The sequence below is a fragment of the Burkholderia sp. 4NA327C6 genome (assembly GCF_005502655.1).
GTDB lineage: Bacteria > Pseudomonadota > Gammaproteobacteria > Burkholderiales > Burkholderiaceae > Burkholderia > Burkholderia contaminans.
Window position 1 is genome coordinate 1 of sequence record NZ_SCNZ01000066.1, and the last position, 17,637, is coordinate 17,637.

Consider the following 17,637-nt stretch of genomic DNA (forward strand, 5'->3'; position numbering starts at 1 on the left):
AAAACCAGCGGGTAACGAAGAGTTATCCACACCGGAATAGATGTACTACGCTGTCTCGGGGTGGGTCAGATTTAGATGAAATCGGTGGGTTAAGACTCGGTGGAAATCAACAATCTAGACCATGCTTGTACCGGCTTCGCTGGTTGGCTGGCGGGAGTGTGGGATACATTAGGAGAAGAAGACATTGCGTTGCTGACGTCTATCGGCGCGACGCTGTATCGCGAAGGCTACGGGCGGCGATACTAGGGACTGTTGACTTTCGATGAACTTCGCCTACCTGCATTATTTCAGTTACTACCAACCGTTCACCGGCTCCATCCGGCGACGCTAGCGTTGAGCGAGCCGGATGCCCGCTTTTGAACCGCGTTGGGACGTTTGCAGAAACTTGCTGAACGCCCGCAACGGGTCGGTAACTGCCGGTCCCCAAAAGCACAGGCGTAGGTTCGCCGATCCTTCTCAGACGAGGCGCAGGTACTGCTGCATCATTGGAGTGACGGGTGCAGGTGCTGCGGTGGGGTGCGTGCTCATGTGACCGTTCGAAGTTCGCCGTTCGGCCAGTTGCCGGAGATCACGACCGGCCGCTGCCAGCCACTTGCGGACGTTCGGCACATTCGCTTGGATCACCTACAATCGGGGCGCATTCACCGAATTGGCAGATGCGGTCCTAAACGCTCCGGTAAGCAGATTTTGAAGATCGCGTGGCGGCGCAAGCGTGAGCACCTAGCCCAATAGTTGCGCAAGCCGTCCAGTGCTGCCTCATGTTAGTCTCCGATGACGAAAGGGGGTTTTCATGCACCGAATGATCGTGTATCGCGGCTTCGAGATTCAGGTCGAGTTGACTCCGGCTGCTGATGAGGACACGTTTGACGTGACTTTTCAGATAAAAGGCGGAACAAACCTCGAAGTGCTCGGCGCGCGGGGAGGCCGCATACCGCTGCGCAACGGCCCTTTTACTGAACGATGGGCCTATCTGGTAGCCGAAATCGCCGGTCAAGCCGCAATCGACGTGTTACTCGGTCCCGTTGACTGATTCCATCTTCGTTTCCCGGCTCAATAGGCTCAGCGATCGCACAGGGGAGGGCCACCCGCCACGTTCTGCGGTCCTGTCAAAATAATGTCGTCAACTCGCCTAACTGACGATCCAGGAAGGGGCGAGCGTAGGTCTTGGCGAAGGTTTGTACGTAGAGCCTTGTCAGATAAGGCGAAGGTACTGCTGCACCATTGGAGTGACGGGTGCAGGTGCGGCGGTGAGTTGCGTGCTCATGTGCCCGGGAAAAGCTGCTTTGGCTGCCGGCCCTTCGCAGCAGCTGTCCAAGCGGTCACTGGAGCGAATCTCAGGTGGCGCTCTTCTTTTTGTCCTACCATTGTTCTCGGTGCCAATCCTAGGTGAAGCGAGGAGAACAAGATGTCGACCCATAGCTCGGATACGTCGAAGGACGACGCGGTGACGCGGGCCAACGCGGAAGGTTCCGCAGGGAGTGTGGTAAAGCAGCCGCATCAAAGCATCCAAGTGCCGACTCCAGCGTACGTCGAGCGGCCGGCCGAGGCTACCGCCGGAGGTAACTGGGGTGGTGTAGGCACTTCGCAGCAAGCTTCGTCGCCGGCCGACGCGACGGCCTCCGTGCTCAGAGGCACGGCGTATCAGTCGACGGCGCACTCGACGGGCGCAGTAGGGCAGCAGACGCAGGAAAGCAACCCCGCCGTGGCGCGTCCCGGTGGCGTGGCGACAATTGAAGATCCCCCCGAATACACCGCTGCAAATCCGGATACTGCCAGCAAAAGCGATCAGTCGGGTGCCTTGGAGACAATGCCTCAAGAAAGTCTGCGCGGTGGTCAGCTCAAGTGGAACGAGCAGCGTAGTGATTTGGCTTTGGACCCGGCCGAACCAGGGATTCCGAGTGCCGGTGATCCGATCAACCACGACGATCCGGTCGGGGACCGTGTAGAGAAGCCGGATGACCTTTCTCCGTTCGGCGGCGGTGGGGTGAACTAGAGTTCCTGCCGGCCGGGTTCGACTACCTAACCTTGTCTGGGGCAATGTCACCCGTCCGTGCTTCTGGGGCGGCTGAGTTGGATGGTCAAATACCTCAACGCACTGATTTTCGAAGAGTTCTGACGGCCTGCAAAGCCGTTTAGGTCGCTTCGCCTCCAGCTCGCACATTGAGTAAAAGCCACGCTTCGACGGGATTTTTCACGTCCGCGCTACGGCTCTAATCTCTCTGTGTCGACGTGCTATATGCGCTGCTAGCGCTCCTTCTAGAAGGGAATTTCCTCTTCTGACACTGAGGACGGCATCCATGGGTAGTGAGATGTAGATGAAATGAAGTCAGTCGTGTAATGCGACCTTTGTCCCCAATATTCAACTTCGTCTATATCTGCTACCGATGTGGTCAGGGATTCAGTGTTGAAATCCCAATAGGTATATCCTGAAGTACCATCGCGATGGAAGGCCGATATATTTTTTGCCTCAACCAGCTCCCCGCGAGCAAGGGCATCTTGCTGAATTAATTCGGTCTCGGCCTCTACCTTAAGTGCTAGTGCCTTTAGTGCTGTCCCAATTTCACTCGAATTAGATTCAAGTGTGGATTTTGAGAAAACAATGCTTATCGTCTTGGCTGCTTGGAGTGTTTCGTTATCGATCATTCTTGGATGGACAGCGCTCTCGCTTAGATAGATGCAAGTTTCTCTTATTTCTGGGTAAAGGCGAAGTATTTGAGAGGTTCGAAGCGTTCCAACTCTGTAATTAGAGTATTTTGTTGGCCCATTCTTTTGCAAGACCGGGATGGTATAGGTGAGCTGTGTTCTAATCCACTGTTGATCGCGGCTCGAAAGTAGATTTGTTCGCCAATGATCATTTCCTATTGGTTTCAGCTCTTTGTACCATGCATCCTCGGAATTGGTTGGAACCACGTCACTTATCGAGGTTAGCTGTACGAGGCAATTTTCGATCTCAATCAGTAAATGTTTTGAGTTTTGTTTAATGAGGTCGATGTCATCTTGCTTGATTGGTCGAAAGTGTGCCAGTGAATTTCTAACAGTTCCAATCTCCTGAAGCTTGGTAAGTACGATGGCTTTGCTTGCTCGAAAAAAAGGCGCGAAGTGTTTCCAATAAACTTCGGAGGTGATTATTTGCGTAAGTTCACCGCTATTCAAAAATAGCATTGGTGATGAAACCTCGTAACCGAGATATCCATATTCTCGGGTCTGATGAATTCGCTTCTTTGTTTCAGTTCTAATTGTGATGCCATCCCCTAGGGCGGCCAAATCCCAATCCTTCCCGAACTGACGCTTAAGGACTACGTAGACGAATAGCCGAAGGGCATTTTCGAATCGAAAAAGGATGTTGAAGGCCTCGTAGTAATAAACGTGCAGCCATCGTTCCGGTATTTTGAAGTTGCGGCTATCACCTGCTTCTGCTGGACGCCATTCCATAGCTATTTCCCCGTTGCGTGATTTTGCCGTGCGCCCGAGAGTGCATTCAATTTCGGTTCGTCTATGGCAAATTTTGTTCAGTTCTGAATTTACTACAGAAGATAAGGATTGGGGGGCCGAGTTTGCCAGCGGCCAGAAAGGGGCCGCTCGAAGTTCGCCATCCGGCCAGTTGTTGGCGACGGCGAGTGACCGTTGCCAGTGAAGCAAATTGAACGGGTGTGACCGAAGACCGCTCTGGGGCAGCGACGGTGGCTCCCAAATGGGTGAGCGTAGGTCTCGGCGTAGCTTTGTGTGCTGCGCCTTATCAGATAAGGTGCAGGTACTGCTGCATCATTGGAGTGACGGGTGCAGGTGCTGCGGTGGGGTGCATGCTCATGTGACCGGGAAAAGTTGCTTTGCCCGAGTTTACCAGTGGCTCGCGCGGGATCACTCTAAGTTCGCCATCCGGCTAGTTGTCGGCGATGGAAAGCGGCAGCTACTGGCCAAGAGTGGTTGTGGGAACCTGCCGGGCGACGTCCCCAAGACGTCTACGTCCCGATCTGATTATCTTGCTAGTGCCAGAATTTCCAGAACGGCTTGCGTGGCTGGACGGCAGGGGCAGGTTGCGTCGGATACTTGTAGTTGGCGTTGAATGTCCATTCACCGTCGACCCGCAGGAACTCGACCTCCGACTCGATCCAAGGCTCGCCATTTTTCATGAAAGCTCCCCAGTAATCCTCACACAGTTGGGCAAGCTCCTTTGAGATGACTGCTTTATCCTCGGAACCCGCATTTTTGAGCTTGTAGTCGATGCGGTGACCATCGCATTGAATCGTCAGTTGCCCCTTGTCCCAAGACTCAGGTGAGCAGCGAATGGCTTCACGAATTAAGGCGGTGAGGGCTTCTGTGTAACCGTCGAATTTATCAGTCATTTTCCGAGATCCTAAAGTGCGTCCACTTATGATGAGTCGTTATTGGGTGGTAGTGCCGCACGGCCAGAGGTGGGCTCGACTGTCCGAGTTTACCAGCGGGCCGCACGGGACCGCTCGAAGTTCACCGTTCGGCCAGTTGCTGGAGATCACGACCGGCGGCTGCCGGCCACTTTGAGACGTTCGACGTCATGCTCCGGATTAGCGACAATCGCTGCTCAAAGTATCGAGAAAAAAAGGCACAGCATGGAACACAAACAACACAAGTTGAAAACCGAAATGGCGACGAAGCTAAGAGACGCGTTGGAGCAAGTTTCCGATGAGCGCTCTTTCGTGGAATTTCTGGCGCATCTCGCGACTGACTGGTTCACTGAAGCAGAAATCGAAGCGACCATGCCATCATCACCCTATTCCAGTGGTGTATTGGGCTGGGAAAATGGTTCCATCGGCGCCTTCCTGGAGGCCTCGTGCGCATGGGCAAATGCGTCCACAAAGGGATTGAAATATTACACACCGTCGGAAAATCCTTGGCGCCGCGCCGCTGATATTTTGATGGCAGGCAAGATCTATGAGTAAACTACCTCTCTGATCTGTAGTGGCGCGGCTTCGCGCGGTGAGGCGGTGTCAATTGCTTGAGTGAATGTCCCCTGTCTAGAAGGATGCACGACCGTTGTGGGTCGGTAACGGCCCGCGTCCAAAAGGGTAGGCGTAGGTGTCGGCGTAGCTTTGTGCGCCGACCCTTGTCAGATAAGCCGCAGGTACTGCTGCATCATTGGAGTGACGGGTGCAGGTGCTGCCGTGGGTTGCGTGCTCATGTGACCGGGGAAAAGTTGCTTTGGCCCCCCGAGTTTACCAGTGGGCCTGACGGGACCGCTCGAAGTTCGCCATCCGGCCAGGTGTCGCCGGTGATGGCGAGAGACAGCTAACGGCCATCTACGGTCGCTCGTTCACGGTCTAGGACGGATTTCCGTATCAGCTGGCAATGAGCTTCGCGGTGTAGCCGTCGCCCTGAACGTCGTTGCGCATCCGTTGCGCCTCGGTGCCAGGGCGTTCGGCGAGCCGATTGATCTGGCTCGCTGCCTGCTCGTCGAAGACCGCTATCGGGTCCAGAATACTTGACGCTCGATGCAGGCAAATCCATTCCGTCCGGTCTGCCGCATCGGGGTCGGTTTCGCTTATCCAGTTCGTCCCGCAAGATTGACAACGGTACGCCTGAACGAGCACCGGTGTGCGGCCGAGCGGCCGCAGCTTTCGCGGCCGTCGCAGCGCCAGAAGCCCAACGTGCGGCGCCCAGGTATCGCTGAGCATCTGATTACAAGCTTCGCAGCACATTTCTGTCAGGTAGCGACGGAAGGGTTTTTAACTATAGCAGGCCAGTGCGGGAGGGGCCGCCGGCGAAGAATACACCGCGAAGGAGGCCGGACTGCAACGGGCGCTTACTGCTGCATCATTGGGGTGACTGTTGCAAGTGCTGCGGTGGGTTGCGTGCTCGTTTGAACGGGGAAAGTTGCTTTGGCCGCCCGAGTTTACCAGCGGGTAAGACGCGGCTGAGGGGAGTTCGTCGTTTGCTCAGTTGCTCGGGATCGGCGCGGCGAAACAACCGCATGCGTTCACATAGGCGCAGCTAACACGTTGATCCGAGCACCACTCACTCGCTGGTTCGGATCTAGAAGTCGGACTTGTCTAGTTGTATGTGCCGGCCGTCGTCCGGCAATGCATGTCGGTTGACCGCGACAGCAATCTTATCGCGATTGCGTTCGAACGCGTTGAGCAAGTGCTCCGGCGCGGCAGCGCTTGCGCTTAACTTCTCTCGAATGACTTCCGCCGGAAGCCTGATTGCGACGTACCCCCAACCCGGACCGTAGGCAGAGAACGACAGGCTTAGGTCGTCGCAGACGATTGGGGGAGTCAGGCAAATCGGAGAGTCAGTCATGGTAGGTGGTAACTGTTTTCGCTTTGAAGGGTGATTCGAGTATTGCATCTAGACGTGAAAACTCAAGCGGGCTGTCCGCGCTGGAGACGACAAGTTCAGGCACCCGCACTTGCGACAATCGCAGCCAGCGCTTGACTGCCATCTCGTTGGGCAGTGTCTTGGCTGGGAAGGATGTGCTTGCTGAATGCGATCAGTTTGAACCCGCATCCCACGGAGCGAGGCACCGTGATGCCCCAATGCCAACCTCCATCTTGTTCGAACACGTGGAGGGCGTGCAAGGATTGGCTCAGTGCTGGTGAAGAAGTCGTCATGGCGTGCTGTCCCGTCATGGGGCGACTGAGGGGCAAGTGCTTCAAAGGCGAAAATTCAGTCTACGGAAGTTTATGTTGCGGCGCAATATTGGGAGTATTGCGAATATGTCAGTACGCCAATCGCCACAATTTTGAAATATTAATGTGCGGACTGAGAATCGCTGGCATATTGATCTGACGATAGGGATTTTCCGGAGGCATCATGGATTGCGGCTCGCTTGTATGGGCAGGAGTACCGCATAACAGCGATGGGGTGGTTTTTCAGCTTCGCGTGGGGCGCGGACTTCAGCGGTTTCATCTGCCGCGGACGGTGCTTGAGAGGGCGTTCGATCTAGAGAGATTGTCGTCCGATGCGCGACAGCTCGCGTGTTTTTATGAACACTTGGGCGCGATCCTACGCGTCGCGGGGAAGACGCGCTCAAACGCAAAGGCGGATACAGTTCCCCTCAGCGTTTCCGATTTCACTCGAACCGTCAAAACGGGGATTCAGCAGGATTCGCGGACGGTCGCGCGATGAGCGAAGTAGAAAGCGCCGAGCGTAGGTCTTGGCGTAGGTTTCAGTGCTGACTCTTGTCACGCAAGGCGCAGGTACTGCTGCATCATTGGAGTGACGGGTGCAGGTGCTGCGGTGGGGTGCGTGCTCATGTGACCGGGAAAAGTTGCTTTGGCAGCCCGAGTTTATCAGCAGCCCGCACGGGATCGGTCGAAGTTCGCCATCCGGCCAGTTGCCGGGGAACGCGACCGGTTGAATCCGCAGCAAGAAATAGTCGATCGACATTCGCCTCTATCTTGCGGACAATTCCAAGCGGATCCTTTCGAACTCCCAATTTCGATTCAATATGAGTGAACTCCAGCAGGAAGTGCAACGCCTCGCAGCACAGGCTCAGGCCGATTTCAATGATCGCGCTGACGGAAAGTTAGATTTATCGGAGGAAAGTCTACAGATTGTGGAAGAGATGCTTGCAGAGGCTTCGACGTACCGAGACGACCTTCCATCTGAAACGGTTGAGGGAATTGTGACTCGATTCGGTTGTTACATTCTGGAAGTCGGTCGACAGCAGTTCGGCGGTACGTACTCATGGCTCGAAGAACGAAATCAGCCGGTGCTTGTAGTTGGTAATCCACAAAGCCACACAGCGCTTGGAACCTGGGATAAGGTCCGTGGCCGTTTATCCGGAGACGCCGGCGACAACATTCCGTTTTTCTTTGAAGGCTTCGCAAAACGAGTGCGAACGTCATCCGAAGGAAGCCGGGCTCTTTACATTTGAAACCACCTTGGGATGTCCGCCTTAGAGTGAAACCAAGGGCCTCTTCGGGTCGGTAAAGACCGATCGCCCGAAAAGGCTGGCGTAGGTCTTAGCGTAGGTTTGTGCGCTGACCCTTGTCAGATAGGGCGCAGATACTGCTGCATCATTGGAGTGTGGCCGGCGAAGGCGTCGGGCGACAGCGTGGTCATAAGTCAGGCGTGAAGTTGTTGCTTTGGTTGCCCGAGTTTACCAGTGGCTTCGGCATGCACGCGCGAAGTTGGCCATTCGGCCAGGTTGCCGGAGATTGCGCGACCGGCGGCGGTCATTCTTGCGCCGCCGTCCGATCGCACTCCTGGCCGGCCATGAGACGGTCGGCGCCGCTCAGGTCGAGAACCTTCGCGCGCCGACTGGTCTCGTACATCAGGCCGCTTGCCCCGACGTCATGCTGAGCGCCACCGCTTGCGCGACTTCGATGCCGTCGATGGCCGCCGAATAGATGCCGCCCGCATACCCCGCACCTTCACCCGCCGGATACAGCCCCTCGACGTTCATGCTCTGGTAATCGTCCTTGCGTCGAATCCGGATCGGCGACGAAGTGCGCGTTTCGACACCGGTGAGCACCGCATCGTGCATCGCGAAGCCGGCGATCTTCTTGTCGATCTCGGGGAGGGCTTCGCGGATCGCTTCGATCACGTAGTCCGGCAGCGCGGTGCTGAGATCGGTCGGGTTCACGCCCGGCTTGTACGACGGCTCCACGGAGCCCAGCGACGTCGACGGCCGGCCGGCGATGAAATCGCCAACCAGCTGGCCCGGCGCGCGGTAATCGCCGCCGCCGAGTTCGAACGCCCGCTCTTCCCATTTGCGCTGGAACGCGATGCCCGCCAGCGGGCCGCCGGGATAGTCGTCCGGCGTGATGCCGACGACGATGCCCGCATTCGCGTTGCGCTCGGCGCGCGAATACTGGCTCATGCCGTTGGTGACCACGCGGCCCGGCTCGGAGGTCGCCGCGACCACCGTGCCGCCCGGGCACATGCAGAAGCTGTAGACGGCGCGCCCATTGCTGCAGTGATGCACCACCTTGTAGTCCGCCGCGCCGAGCTGCTTGTGGCCCGCGAACTTGCCGAAGCGGCTGCGATCGATCAGCCCCTGCGGATGCTCGATGCGAAAACCCAGCGAGAACGGCTTGGCTTCGATAAAGACGCCGCGATCGTGCAGCATCTGGAAGGTGTCGCGCGCGCTGTGGCCCACGGCCAGCACCACGTGGTCGCACTGCAGCGTTTCGCCGTTCGACAGCTTCAGCGAGCGCACCTTGCCCTGATCGATCTCGATGTCGTCGACCCGCGTTTCGAAACGCACTTCGCCACCCAGTTCGTGGATGGACGCGCGCATCTTTTCCACCATGCTGACGAGGCGGAACGTGCCGATGTGCGGCCGGCTCAGATACAGGATGTCGTCCGGCGCACCGGCCTTGACGAATTCGTCCAGCACCTTGCGGCCATAGTGGTTCGGATCCTTGATCTGGCTGTACAGCTTGCCGTCGGAGAACGTCCCGGCCCCGCCTTCGCCGAACTGCACGTTGGATTCGGGGTTGAGCACGCTCTTGCGCCACAGGCCGAAGGTGTCCTTGGTGCGTTCGCGCACGGCCTTGCCGCGTTCCAGGATGATGGGGCGGAAACCCATCTGTGCGAGGATCAGCCCCGCGAACAGGCCGCACGGCCCCATGCCGATCACGACCGGGCGCAGGAAATTGCCGTGCTCGGGCGCCTTCGTGACGAAGTGGTACGCCATGTCGGGCGTCACGCCGCAATGCGGCTTGCCGGCGAGGCGCTTGATCGCGGCCGCTTCGTCCGTGACTTCGACATCGACGATATACGTGAGCTTGATGTCGGCGCGCTTGCGCGCATCGTGCGCACGGCGGAACACGGTGTAACGGAGGAGCCCGTCCGCGGCCACGCCAAGCTCCGCGAGGCGCGCGCGAATCGCGGCCTCGAGCGCGCTCTCGGGGTGGTCGAGGGGGAGTTTAATTTCGCTTAGCCGTAACATGGGAACTCGGATGCGATTGCCACGGCGTCGTGGCGGTGTTGATACGGTCGGGGGCCGGCTGGCCGGCGGTGTCGTCCGCCGTCCGGGCATGCCGGACGCAAACCCATCATTGTCATTGCGGGAAGGGCCGTGCATGCGCAAGTGCGCCGACCGGCCCGAACAACTCAAGCAACTTCAGGATAGGCGCACGAAGCGACCCTTGTGCGGGAAGATTGTCCCGCCTCCCGGCATCGGGAGGCGAATGGCGCGCCGTCATGACGATGCCCGCGAGCGGTAAGCGCGAAAGCCGCGCCGTGCAGGCGCGGCCGGGGCTTACTCTGCCGCCGGATGCACGTGCGTGTAACCCTTCAGGATCGGGATCATCTGCGCGTAGATCTTCGGGTTCGCGGCGACGATTTCATGGCGATGCAGGAAATCGGCGTCGCCCGTGTAGTTGCCGACGAGGCCACCGGCCTCGGTGATCAGCAGGCTGCCCGCCGCCATGTCCCACACGTTGATGCCCTGTTCGAAGAACGCGTCGAGGCGGCCGGCCGCGACGTTCGCGAGATCGAGTGCGGCTGCGCCCGGACGGCGCAGGCCCGTGCAGGCCTGCGTCATTTCGGTGAAGAGGCGCGCGTAGGCATCGAGGCCGTCCTTTTCGCGGAACGGGAAGCCCGTGCCGACCAGTGCGTCCGACAGGCGGTCGCGGCGGCCGACGCGGATGCGGCGGTCGTTCAGGTACGCGCCGCGGCCGCGGGTGGCCGTGAACAGGTCGTTCTTGTTCGGATCGTAGACGACAGCCTGCGTGACGACGCCCTTGTGCTCGAGCGCGATCGATACGCAGTAGTACGGGAAGCCGTGGATGAAGTTGGTCGTGCCGTCGAGCGGATCGATGATCCACTTGAATTCGGATTCGTTCTCCGATTCGCCCGATTCTTCCGCGAGGATCGCGTGGTCGGGGTAGGCGGTCTTCAGCGTCTCGATGATCGCGTCTTCGGCGGCCTTGTCCACTTCGGTGACGAAGTCGTTCTGCTGCTTCTTGCGGATCTCGATCAGGTCGAGATCGAGGGAAGCGCGATTGATGATCTGTCCGGCGCGGCGCGCAGCCTTGACAGCAATGTTGAGCATGGGATGCATGAGCCTGGATCCTGTAGCCGGCGGCACGGGCCGCCACGAAGTGGAACAACCGCCCGGCACGGCGCAAGCGCGGCAGGCGAGATGAGACGCGAATTGACAAAGAACGGGGTACGACCCGCGCTGCACGGTGTGCAACGCGTAAAGGCATGATTTTACCCGATTTTTGGCGGTTTCAGGTAACCGGAATACGGGGAAACCCCCACTATCCGTCCGGACGAGTGGGTTTGCTGCGACGATGGCGATACCATACTGCCATTCTGATGAACCGAGTCGTATCGTAGTGGAAACCCCGCAGATCACCGCCGCGCCGTCCGAGCCGGGCGCGGCCTCGTCCTGGTCGCCGTCCGGCGGCTTCACGTCCACCCGTTTCGTGCTCGTCGAGCCGAGCCATCCCGGCAATGTCGGGGCGGCTGCCCGCGCACTGAAAACGATGGGCTTTTCACGTCTCGTGCTGGTCGCGCCGCGCGTGCCGCACGTGCAGAGCGATCCCGAGGCGATCGCGATGGCCAGCGGCGCGGACGACGTCCTCGCGTCCGCGCACGTCGTGCCGACGCTCGGCGACGCGCTGTCCGGCGTTCACTGGTCGATCGCGCTGACCGCACGCACGCGCGAATACGGGCCGCCGCGCCTGGCGCCGCGTGCCGCGGCCACGCAGGCATGCGCGCAGGTCGGCACGGGCGACATCGCGCTCGTGTTCGGCAACGAGCGCACGGGCCTCGCGAACGAGCATGTCGAGCAGTGCAGCGCGCTGGCGCATATTCCAGCGAACCCGGCCTACAGTTCGCTGAATCTCGCACAGGCCGTGCAAGTGCTTGCGTACGAGTTGCGCGTCGCGTTTCTCGAGCAGGCGAGCGAGCCGCCGGCGCAACCGTCGGCCGAAGCCGGCACGCTTGCGCAGAGCGACGAGATCGAGCGGATGTACGTGCACCTCGAGAACGCGCTGATCGCGCTCGATTTCCTCGATCCGCGCAATCCGAAGAAACTGATGCCGCGGCTGCGGCGGCTGTTCGCACGCACGGGCCTCGAGCGCGAGGAGGTCAACATCCTGCGCGGTGTCGCGAAGCACATCCTGCTGAAATCGGGCAAGCCCGGCGGCGACGCGTAAGCGGTCGGCGCACGGATTGCCGGATGTCCCGGCGCGCGGGGCAACCACCCCGTGGGCGGGTGCCGGGTTGGCCACCGAAAGCGCCGGGGCGGCTTGCTCCACTTGGTCGACCACCCCGCAAACCCGGCAACAGCAAGCGTTCCGCCCGAATACCCGCGCCGTCTGCGGGGTGAACTGGCGAGCGCGTGCGGCCGTTCGTGACTCGCCCTACAATCGCAAAACGTCATAAGTAAATTACCCGGCGCGATAACGGCCGGTCATCGTCGGCGATGCGCGCCGGCCTTTTCCCAGACCACATCATGTTCACGAGACTGCGCGAAGACGTTGCAACGATTCGCGAGCGGGATCCCGCCGCTCGCAGTGCATGGGAAGTGCTGACCTGTTATCCGGGGTTGCATGCGCTCGTGCTGCATCGTTTCGCGCATGCATGCTGGCGCGCGAAGCGCTACTGGCTCGCGCGTTTCGCGTCGCAGGCCGGCCGGTTCCTGACGGGGATCGAGATTCACCCCGGCGCGACGATCGGCCGGCGCGTGTTCATCGATCACGGGATGGGCGTCGTGATCGGCGAGACGGCGATCGTCGGCGACGATTGCACGATCTATCAGGGCGTGACGCTGGGCGGCACGTCGCTCACGCGCGGCGCCAAGCGCCACCCGACGCTCGAGGCAGGCGTGATCGTCGGCGCCGGCGCGAAGGTGCTCGGCGGCTTCACGGTCGGTGCGGGCGCGAAGATCGGCTCGAATGCGGTCGTCGTGAAGCCGGTGCCGGCGGGCGGTACGGCGGTCGGCAATCCGGCGCGCATCGTGATGCCGGCGCAGCCGAAGCCGCAGCCCGAACGCGCGGCGTTCTGCGCATACGGGATCACGCCGAATGCCGACGATCCGATGTCGCTTGCGATTCATGGCCTGATCGATCACGCGGCGAAGGAAAGCCGCCGCGTCGACGAGATCGTCGCCGCACTCGAGCGGCTCGGCACGCATCTGGAAACGCTGCAGGGCGCCGATGCGGCGCGCCTCGATCTGCGCCGGCTGTCGGCCGTGCTGGAAGGCAAGTCGGTCGAGCGCCAGGTGTAATTCAATGGATGCCCGCTGTTGCCGGTTGGTGCGACGGCAGCGGCGGTGTCAGTCGAGCGGCATCGCGTGGATGCCTTCCGCATCGACGCGCAGGTAGCCGCCGCGCGGCTTGCCGTGGTCGAGATCCCAGTCGGGCAGCACCCAGCGGATGCCACCCGGTTCCATGTGCCGCGCGGGGCGGTGCGTGTGGCCGTGAATGATCACGCTCGCGCGGCTTTTCCGGAATAGCGCGGCCACGCCGTCACGCGTGACATCGTAAATCGCCGAAGCGGGGCGCATCCGGCCCGCTTCGCTGTTCGAGCGCATGCGCTGCGCGAGCGCGCGGCGCCAGCGGAACGGCCATGCGAGAAACAGCCATTGCGCAGCGCGGTTGCGTGCGAAGCGGCGGAACACCTGGTAGCCGCGGTCGGCCGTGCATTGCGCGTCGCCATGGGCGAGCACGATGCGCTGGCCGAATGCCATGATCAGCGAAGGATCCGGCAGCAGCATCGCGCCGGCTGCCTTCATGAAGCGCCGGCCGAGCAGGAAATCGCGATTGCCGTGCATCACGTAGAGTGCAATGCCGCGCTCCGAGAACGTGTGCATCAGCGCGGCCATGCGTGCTGCAAATGGATCGTCGTCGAGGATGTCGTCGCCGATCCAGTATTCGAACAGGTCGCCGAGGATGAACACCGAATCGGCGCTGTCGGCGGTGTATTTCACGAAATGCTCGAACGCAGCGACCGTCTTCGGAATCGCTTCGCTCAGGTGCAGATCGGAGAGAAACAGGAACGGGCGTGCGGCTTGCGCGTATTCGCGCTCGCCCGGCACGCCCGCGGAGACGCTTCGCGGCGGACTCTCCTGCAACATCGAAGTGCCTCCGTAACGACGCGTCAGACCACGACGGCCTTCTCGATCACGACGTCGTCAGTCGGCACGTCCTGGTGGAAACCGGCGTTGCCCGTCTTGACGCCCTTGATCTTGTCGACCACGTCCTGGCCTTCGACGACCTTGCCGAACACGGCGTAGCCCCAGCCCTGCGGCGTCGGCGACGAATGGTTCAGGAAGTCGTTGTCGTTCACGTTGATGAAGAACTGGGCGGTCGCCGAGTGCGGATCGTTCGTGCGCGCCATCGCGACCGTGTAGTTGTCGTTCTTCAGGCCGTTGTTCGCCTCGTTGTCGATCGGCGCATCGGTCGGCTTCTGCTTCAGGCCCGGCTCGAAGCCGCCGCCCTGGATCATGAAGCCGTTGATCACGCGATGGAACACGGTGCCGTCGTAGTGGCCCTTCTTCACGTAGTTCAGGAAGTTCTCGACCGTCTTCGGTGCCTTCGCGGCGTCGAGCTCAAGCTTGATCACGCCGTGGTTCGTATGCAGTTCAACCATGATGAATTCCTTCGGTGAGGCGGTTTAAATGGCACGCGGCCGGTCGTGCGACGCGGCCGCGTGAGGCGCCGGACGTGCCGGCAGGTTCTTACTTCGAGACGATGCTGGCCGATTCGATCACGATCGGTTGCGCGGGCACGTCCTGCATCGGGCCGCGCGAGGTCGTCGCGACGCCTTCGATCTTCTTCACGACGTCGAGGCCCGACACGACCTTGCCGAACACCGCATAGCCGTTGCCGTCCGGGTTCGGGTAGTCGAGGCCGCTGTTGTCGACCGTGTTGATGAAGAACTGCGCGGTGGCCGAGTTCGGATCGCTCGTGCGTGCCATCGCGATCGTGCCCGTCAGGTTCTTCAGACCATTGCGGCTTTCCAGCGGGATCGGCGCGCGGGTCGGCTTCTCCTCGAAGTTGGTCTTGTAGCCGCCGCCCTGGATCATGAAGCCCTTGATCACGCGATGGAAGATCGTGCCGTTGTACTGGCCGGCCTTCACGTAATCGAGGAAGTTGGCGACGGACTTCGGCGCCTTCTCCGGGTAGAGCTCGACGCGGATGTCGCCCTGCGAGGTCTTCAGCTGCACGACGGGGTGCGCGGTAGCCGATTGCGCGAACGCAGGTGCGGTCGCGGTCGCGAGAAGGGCGGCGCCGCCAAGCGCCAGCAACAGACGTTTCATTGCGATCCTCAGGTTGGGAGGGAAAGAAGGCCGCGCCGCTTATTTCGACGGCGCGACGTACGGCGCCGCCAGTGCGCCCGACGGACCGCTGAACTGGAACGTCGGCGACATCGGCAGCGTGGTGGTGCTCACGTTCGCGGCTGCGCGGTCGGAGTAGTCGCGCGTGGCCGGTGCGGTGGCACGGGCATTCGGCGCGGCCTTCGGCGGCGACACGATCTTCTGGAGATCGGCAAGGCGCTGCGCGGTCGCGCCGCTCGTGCGGCCGAGCGATTGTGCGCGCTTGTACGACTCGGCCGCGAGGCGCAGGTAGAGATCGCCGAGGTTCTCGTATGCGAGCGAGTAGCCCGGGTTCGATTGCGTCGCCGTGACGAGCGCGGTGCGCGCTTCGTCGTAACGGCCATGCTTCGCGTAAAGCGCCGCAAGGTTGTTGTACGGCTCGGGCAGTTCGGGGTACGCCTGCGTGATCGCGACGAACTGCTGGATCGCGTCGTCATCGCGGTTCAGGCGGGCCAGCACCGTGCCGCGCTTGAACTGCGCCTGCACGTCGTGCGGGTTCGATGCGATGCGCGCATCGAGCTGCGCGAGCGCCTGCTTCCACTGCTTGCCGGCGATCGACGCGTCGATTTCGGGCGTGCCGTCGGCGGTGGCCGGGGCCTTCTGCGCATGCGCCGCGGGAGCCGCGAAAAGCGTCAGCGCGACGCCCATGACGGTGGTCGCAACGAGGGTCGCAGCGCTCTGCGCGCGGCCGCGATGAGGTTTCATAGGCGTAAATCGGAATGTTATACTCCGAGCCATTCTAACAAAACGTCTGCGCGTTCCGGCGAGCGGCAGACAGTCTTTCTTTGCCTCTCGTGGCCGTCACCGCTGTGCTTGCAGCCTGACCGCCCCATGTGATATCGAGGACGCTCGGCCTGGTGCCGCAGCAGATGGTCCGTCCGTTTCGCATGCTGGGCGAGCTTCGCCAGGGCGGTTTCCTTCGGCTCACGGTTCATCTCTATGGAATCACTGCGCATCTACAACACGCTCGCGCGTGACAAGCAAGTCTTCGTGCCGCGCCAGTCCGGCGAAGTGCGGATGTACGTATGCGGAATCACCGTATACGACTATTGTCACGTGGGCCACGCGCGCATGCTGGTCGTGTTCGACCTCGTCCAGCGCTGGTTGCGTGCGATCGGTTACCGGGTCACGTATGTGCGCAACATCACCGATATCGACGACAAGATCATCCGCCGCGCGGTCGAGAACGGCGAGACGATCAAGTCGCTGACCGACCGGTTCATCGGCGCGATGCACGACGATGAAAGCGCGCTCGGCATCCAGCGGCCCGACATCGAGCCGCGCGCGACCGAGTTCATCCCGCAGATGCTCGGCATGATCGAGACGCTCGAGACGAACGGCTACGCGTACCAGGCGACCGACGGCGACGTCAACTACTCGGTGCGCAAGTTCGCGAACTACGGGAAGCTGTCGGGCAAGTCGCTCGACGACCTGCGCGCGGGCGAGCGCGTCGCCGCGAACGACGCGAAGGAGGATCCGCTCGATTTCGTGCTGTGGAAGCGCGCGAAGCCGGAGGATCCGGAAGGCACGTCGTGGGCGTCGAAGTACGGGATGGGTCGCCCGGGCTGGCACATCGAGTGCTCGGCGATGGGCTGCACGCTGCTTGGCGAGCATTTCGACATCCACGGGGGCGGCCAGGATCTGCAATTCCCGCACCACGAGAACGAGATCGCGCAGAGCGAAGGCGCGACCGGCCAGACGTTCGTCAATTACTGGATGCACAACGGCTTCGTGCAGGTCGACAACGAGAAGATGTCGAAATCGCTCGGCAACTTCTTCACGATCCGCGAAGTGCTCGAACGCTACGATGCCGAAGTCATGCGCTTCTTCATCGTGCGCACGCACTACCGTTCGCCGCTCAATTACAGCGACGTGCATCTCGACGATGCGCGCGCGTCGCTCACGCGTCTCTATACCGCACTGAAAGATGTTGAAGCCGACACGCTCGCGCTCGACTGGAACGAGCCGCACGCGCAACGTTTCGCCGCCGCGATGAACGACGATTTCAACACGCCGGTCGCGGTGGCGACGCTGTTCGAGCTGGCGGGCGAGGTGAATCGCACGGGCGACGCATCGCTCGCGCGGCAACTGAAACAGCTGGCGGCCCTGCTCGGCCTGCTGGGGCGCGAACCGCGCGCGTTCCTGCAGCAGGCGTCCGGCGCCGCGCAGGCGGGCGGGCTCGCCGCCGACGAGATCGAAGCGAAGATCGCCGCGCGTGTCGCGGCGAAGCAAGCGAAGGACTATGCCGAAGCGGACCGGATCCGGGCGGAACTGCTCGAGACGGGTATCGCACTTGAAGACAAACCGGGCGGATCGACCGAATGGCGTCGCGTATGAGCGCGGCGCGTTCCACTGACCGATCCGTCAGGTAGGAGGCA

16 protein-coding genes are annotated in these 17,637 nt (G+C 61.0%); 7 read left to right on the forward strand and 9 right to left on the reverse strand.

Going from position 1 to position 17,637, the window contains the following annotated elements:
• Nucleotides 1-790: 790 nt before the first annotated feature.
• Nucleotides 791-1,030 carry a hypothetical protein gene (locus FFS49_RS37835; RefSeq protein WP_105816905.1) on the forward strand — a complete coding sequence of 80 codons (240 nt, stop codon included), beginning with the start codon at nt 791-793 and terminating at the stop codon, nt 1,028-1,030.
• A 375-nt stretch (nt 1,031-1,405) separates the two neighbouring features.
• On the forward strand, nt 1,406-1,993 hold the full coding sequence (locus tag FFS49_RS37840) for a hypothetical protein (protein WP_105816904.1): 588 nt from the start codon (nt 1,406-1,408) through the stop codon (nt 1,991-1,993).
• Between the two features lie 263 nt (nt 1,994-2,256).
• Here the strand turns inward: FFS49_RS37840 and FFS49_RS37845 are convergent, their stop codons facing one another.
• Together FFS49_RS37845 and FFS49_RS37850 are read right to left on the reverse strand one after the other, a co-directional pair.
• Nucleotides 2,257-3,432, reverse strand: coding sequence for a Swt1 family HEPN domain-containing protein (locus FFS49_RS37845; protein ID WP_137910379.1), 1,176 nt, complete (start codon nt 3,430-3,432; stop codon nt 2,257-2,259).
• Nucleotides 3,433-3,983: 551 nt separating this feature from the next.
• Nucleotides 3,984-4,343 carry a hypothetical protein gene (locus FFS49_RS37850; RefSeq protein WP_047852812.1) on the reverse strand — a complete coding sequence of 120 codons (360 nt, stop codon included), beginning with the start codon at nt 4,341-4,343 and terminating at the stop codon, nt 3,984-3,986.
• Between the two features lie 243 nt (nt 4,344-4,586).
• On the opposite strand from FFS49_RS37850, the gene FFS49_RS37855 reads away from it, so the two are divergent.
• On the forward strand, nt 4,587-4,916 hold the full coding sequence (locus FFS49_RS37855; protein WP_105816903.1) for a hypothetical protein: 330 nt from the start codon (nt 4,587-4,589) through the stop codon (nt 4,914-4,916).
• Between the two features lie 396 nt (nt 4,917-5,312).
• On the opposite strand, the gene FFS49_RS37860 is transcribed toward FFS49_RS37855, so the two are convergent.
• Nucleotides 5,313-5,648, reverse strand: a complete 336-nt coding sequence (locus tag FFS49_RS37860; protein WP_105816902.1) for a hypothetical protein — start codon at nt 5,646-5,648, stop codon at nt 5,313-5,315.
• A gap of 1,775 nt (nt 5,649-7,423) precedes the next feature.
• On the opposite strand from FFS49_RS37860, the gene FFS49_RS37875 reads away from it, so the two are divergent.
• Nucleotides 7,424-7,852, forward strand: a complete 429-nt coding sequence (locus tag FFS49_RS37875) for a hypothetical protein (RefSeq protein ID WP_137910378.1) — start codon at nt 7,424-7,426, stop codon at nt 7,850-7,852.
• A 399-nt stretch (nt 7,853-8,251) separates the two neighbouring features.
• On the opposite strand, the gene FFS49_RS37880 is transcribed toward FFS49_RS37875, so the two are convergent.
• Both FFS49_RS37880 and FFS49_RS37885 read right to left on the reverse strand, forming a co-directional pair.
• Nucleotides 8,252-9,874 carry an NAD(P)/FAD-dependent oxidoreductase gene (locus FFS49_RS37880; protein ID WP_039364712.1) on the reverse strand — a complete coding sequence of 541 codons (1,623 nt, stop codon included), beginning with the start codon at nt 9,872-9,874 and terminating at the stop codon, nt 8,252-8,254.
• A 312-nt stretch (nt 9,875-10,186) separates the two neighbouring features.
• The gene (locus FFS49_RS37885) at nt 10,187-10,990 is read right to left on the reverse strand and encodes an inositol monophosphatase family protein (RefSeq protein ID WP_039364710.1); all 804 of its coding nucleotides are present in this window, start codon (nt 10,988-10,990) and stop codon (nt 10,187-10,189) included.
• Nucleotides 10,991-11,270: 280 nt separating this feature from the next.
• Between FFS49_RS37885 and FFS49_RS37890 the strand changes: the two genes are divergently transcribed.
• Both FFS49_RS37890 and cysE read left to right on the forward strand, forming a co-directional pair.
• Nucleotides 11,271-12,095 carry an RNA methyltransferase gene (locus FFS49_RS37890; protein ID WP_105816899.1) on the forward strand — a complete coding sequence of 275 codons (825 nt, stop codon included), beginning with the start codon at nt 11,271-11,273 and terminating at the stop codon, nt 12,093-12,095.
• A gap of 269 nt (nt 12,096-12,364) precedes the next feature.
• The gene (gene cysE, locus FFS49_RS37895) at nt 12,365-13,168 is read left to right on the forward strand and encodes a serine O-acetyltransferase (protein ID WP_081421096.1); all 804 of its coding nucleotides are present in this window, start codon (nt 12,365-12,367) and stop codon (nt 13,166-13,168) included.
• Between the two features lie 48 nt (nt 13,169-13,216).
• On the opposite strand, the gene FFS49_RS37900 is transcribed toward cysE, so the two are convergent.
• From FFS49_RS37900 to FFS49_RS37915, 4 genes are all read right to left on the reverse strand, one after another.
• A complete protein-coding gene (locus FFS49_RS37900; protein ID WP_039364704.1) occupies nt 13,217-14,017 on the reverse strand; it encodes a UDP-2,3-diacylglucosamine diphosphatase in 801 nt (266 codons plus the stop codon).
• A gap of 23 nt (nt 14,018-14,040) precedes the next feature.
• A complete protein-coding gene (locus FFS49_RS37905; protein ID WP_006478428.1) occupies nt 14,041-14,532 on the reverse strand; it encodes a peptidylprolyl isomerase in 492 nt (163 codons plus the stop codon).
• A gap of 88 nt (nt 14,533-14,620) precedes the next feature.
• Nucleotides 14,621-15,202 carry a peptidylprolyl isomerase gene (locus FFS49_RS37910; protein ID WP_011352517.1) on the reverse strand — a complete coding sequence of 194 codons (582 nt, stop codon included), beginning with the start codon at nt 15,200-15,202 and terminating at the stop codon, nt 14,621-14,623.
• A gap of 39 nt (nt 15,203-15,241) precedes the next feature.
• Nucleotides 15,242-15,964 carry a tetratricopeptide repeat protein gene (locus FFS49_RS37915; RefSeq protein ID WP_047850693.1) on the reverse strand — a complete coding sequence of 241 codons (723 nt, stop codon included), beginning with the start codon at nt 15,962-15,964 and terminating at the stop codon, nt 15,242-15,244.
• 234 nt (nt 15,965-16,198) lie between these two features.
• On the opposite strand from FFS49_RS37915, the gene cysS reads away from it, so the two are divergent.
• Complete coding sequence (gene cysS / locus FFS49_RS37925) at nt 16,199-17,596, forward strand: cysteine--tRNA ligase (RefSeq protein WP_105816898.1); 1,398 nt, start codon at nt 16,199-16,201, stop codon at nt 17,594-17,596.
• Nucleotides 17,597-17,637 lie beyond the last annotated feature (41 nt).

Excerpts from the sequence above, each read along its gene's own strand:
- FFS49_RS37915 (WP_047850693.1), bottom strand. The coding sequence starts at position 15,964 with ATGAAACCTCATCGCGGCCGCGCGCAGAGCGCTGCGACCCTCGTTGCG.
- FFS49_RS37900 (WP_039364704.1), bottom strand. The coding sequence starts at position 14,017 with ATGTTGCAGGAGAGTCCGCCGCGAAGCGTCTCCGCGGGCGTGCCGGGC.
- cysE (WP_081421096.1), top strand. The coding sequence starts at position 12,365 with ATGCGCGCCGGCCTTTTCCCAGACCACATCATGTTCACGAGACTGCGC.
- FFS49_RS37845 (WP_137910379.1), bottom strand. The coding sequence starts at position 3,432 with ATGGAATGGCGTCCAGCAGAAGCAGGTGATAGCCGCAACTTCAAAATA.
- FFS49_RS37855 (WP_105816903.1), top strand. The coding sequence starts at position 4,587 with ATGGAACACAAACAACACAAGTTGAAAACCGAAATGGCGACGAAGCTA.
- FFS49_RS37885 (WP_039364710.1), bottom strand. The coding sequence starts at position 10,990 with ATGCATCCCATGCTCAACATTGCTGTCAAGGCTGCGCGCCGCGCCGGA.
- FFS49_RS37905 (WP_006478428.1), bottom strand. The coding sequence starts at position 14,532 with ATGGTTGAACTGCATACGAACCACGGCGTGATCAAGCTTGAGCTCGAC.
- FFS49_RS37860 (WP_105816902.1), bottom strand. The coding sequence starts at position 5,648 with ATGCTCAGCGATACCTGGGCGCCGCACGTTGGGCTTCTGGCGCTGCGA.
- cysS (WP_105816898.1), top strand. The coding sequence starts at position 16,199 with ATGGAATCACTGCGCATCTACAACACGCTCGCGCGTGACAAGCAAGTC.
- FFS49_RS37875 (WP_137910378.1), top strand. The coding sequence starts at position 7,424 with ATGAGTGAACTCCAGCAGGAAGTGCAACGCCTCGCAGCACAGGCTCAG.
- FFS49_RS37910 (WP_011352517.1), bottom strand. The coding sequence starts at position 15,202 with ATGAAACGTCTGTTGCTGGCGCTTGGCGGCGCCGCCCTTCTCGCGACC.
- FFS49_RS37880 (WP_039364712.1), bottom strand. The coding sequence starts at position 9,874 with ATGTTACGGCTAAGCGAAATTAAACTCCCCCTCGACCACCCCGAGAGC.
- FFS49_RS37850 (WP_047852812.1), bottom strand. The coding sequence starts at position 4,343 with ATGACTGATAAATTCGACGGTTACACAGAAGCCCTCACCGCCTTAATT.
- FFS49_RS37835 (WP_105816905.1), top strand. The coding sequence starts at position 791 with ATGCACCGAATGATCGTGTATCGCGGCTTCGAGATTCAGGTCGAGTTG.
- FFS49_RS37840 (WP_105816904.1), top strand. The coding sequence starts at position 1,406 with ATGTCGACCCATAGCTCGGATACGTCGAAGGACGACGCGGTGACGCGG.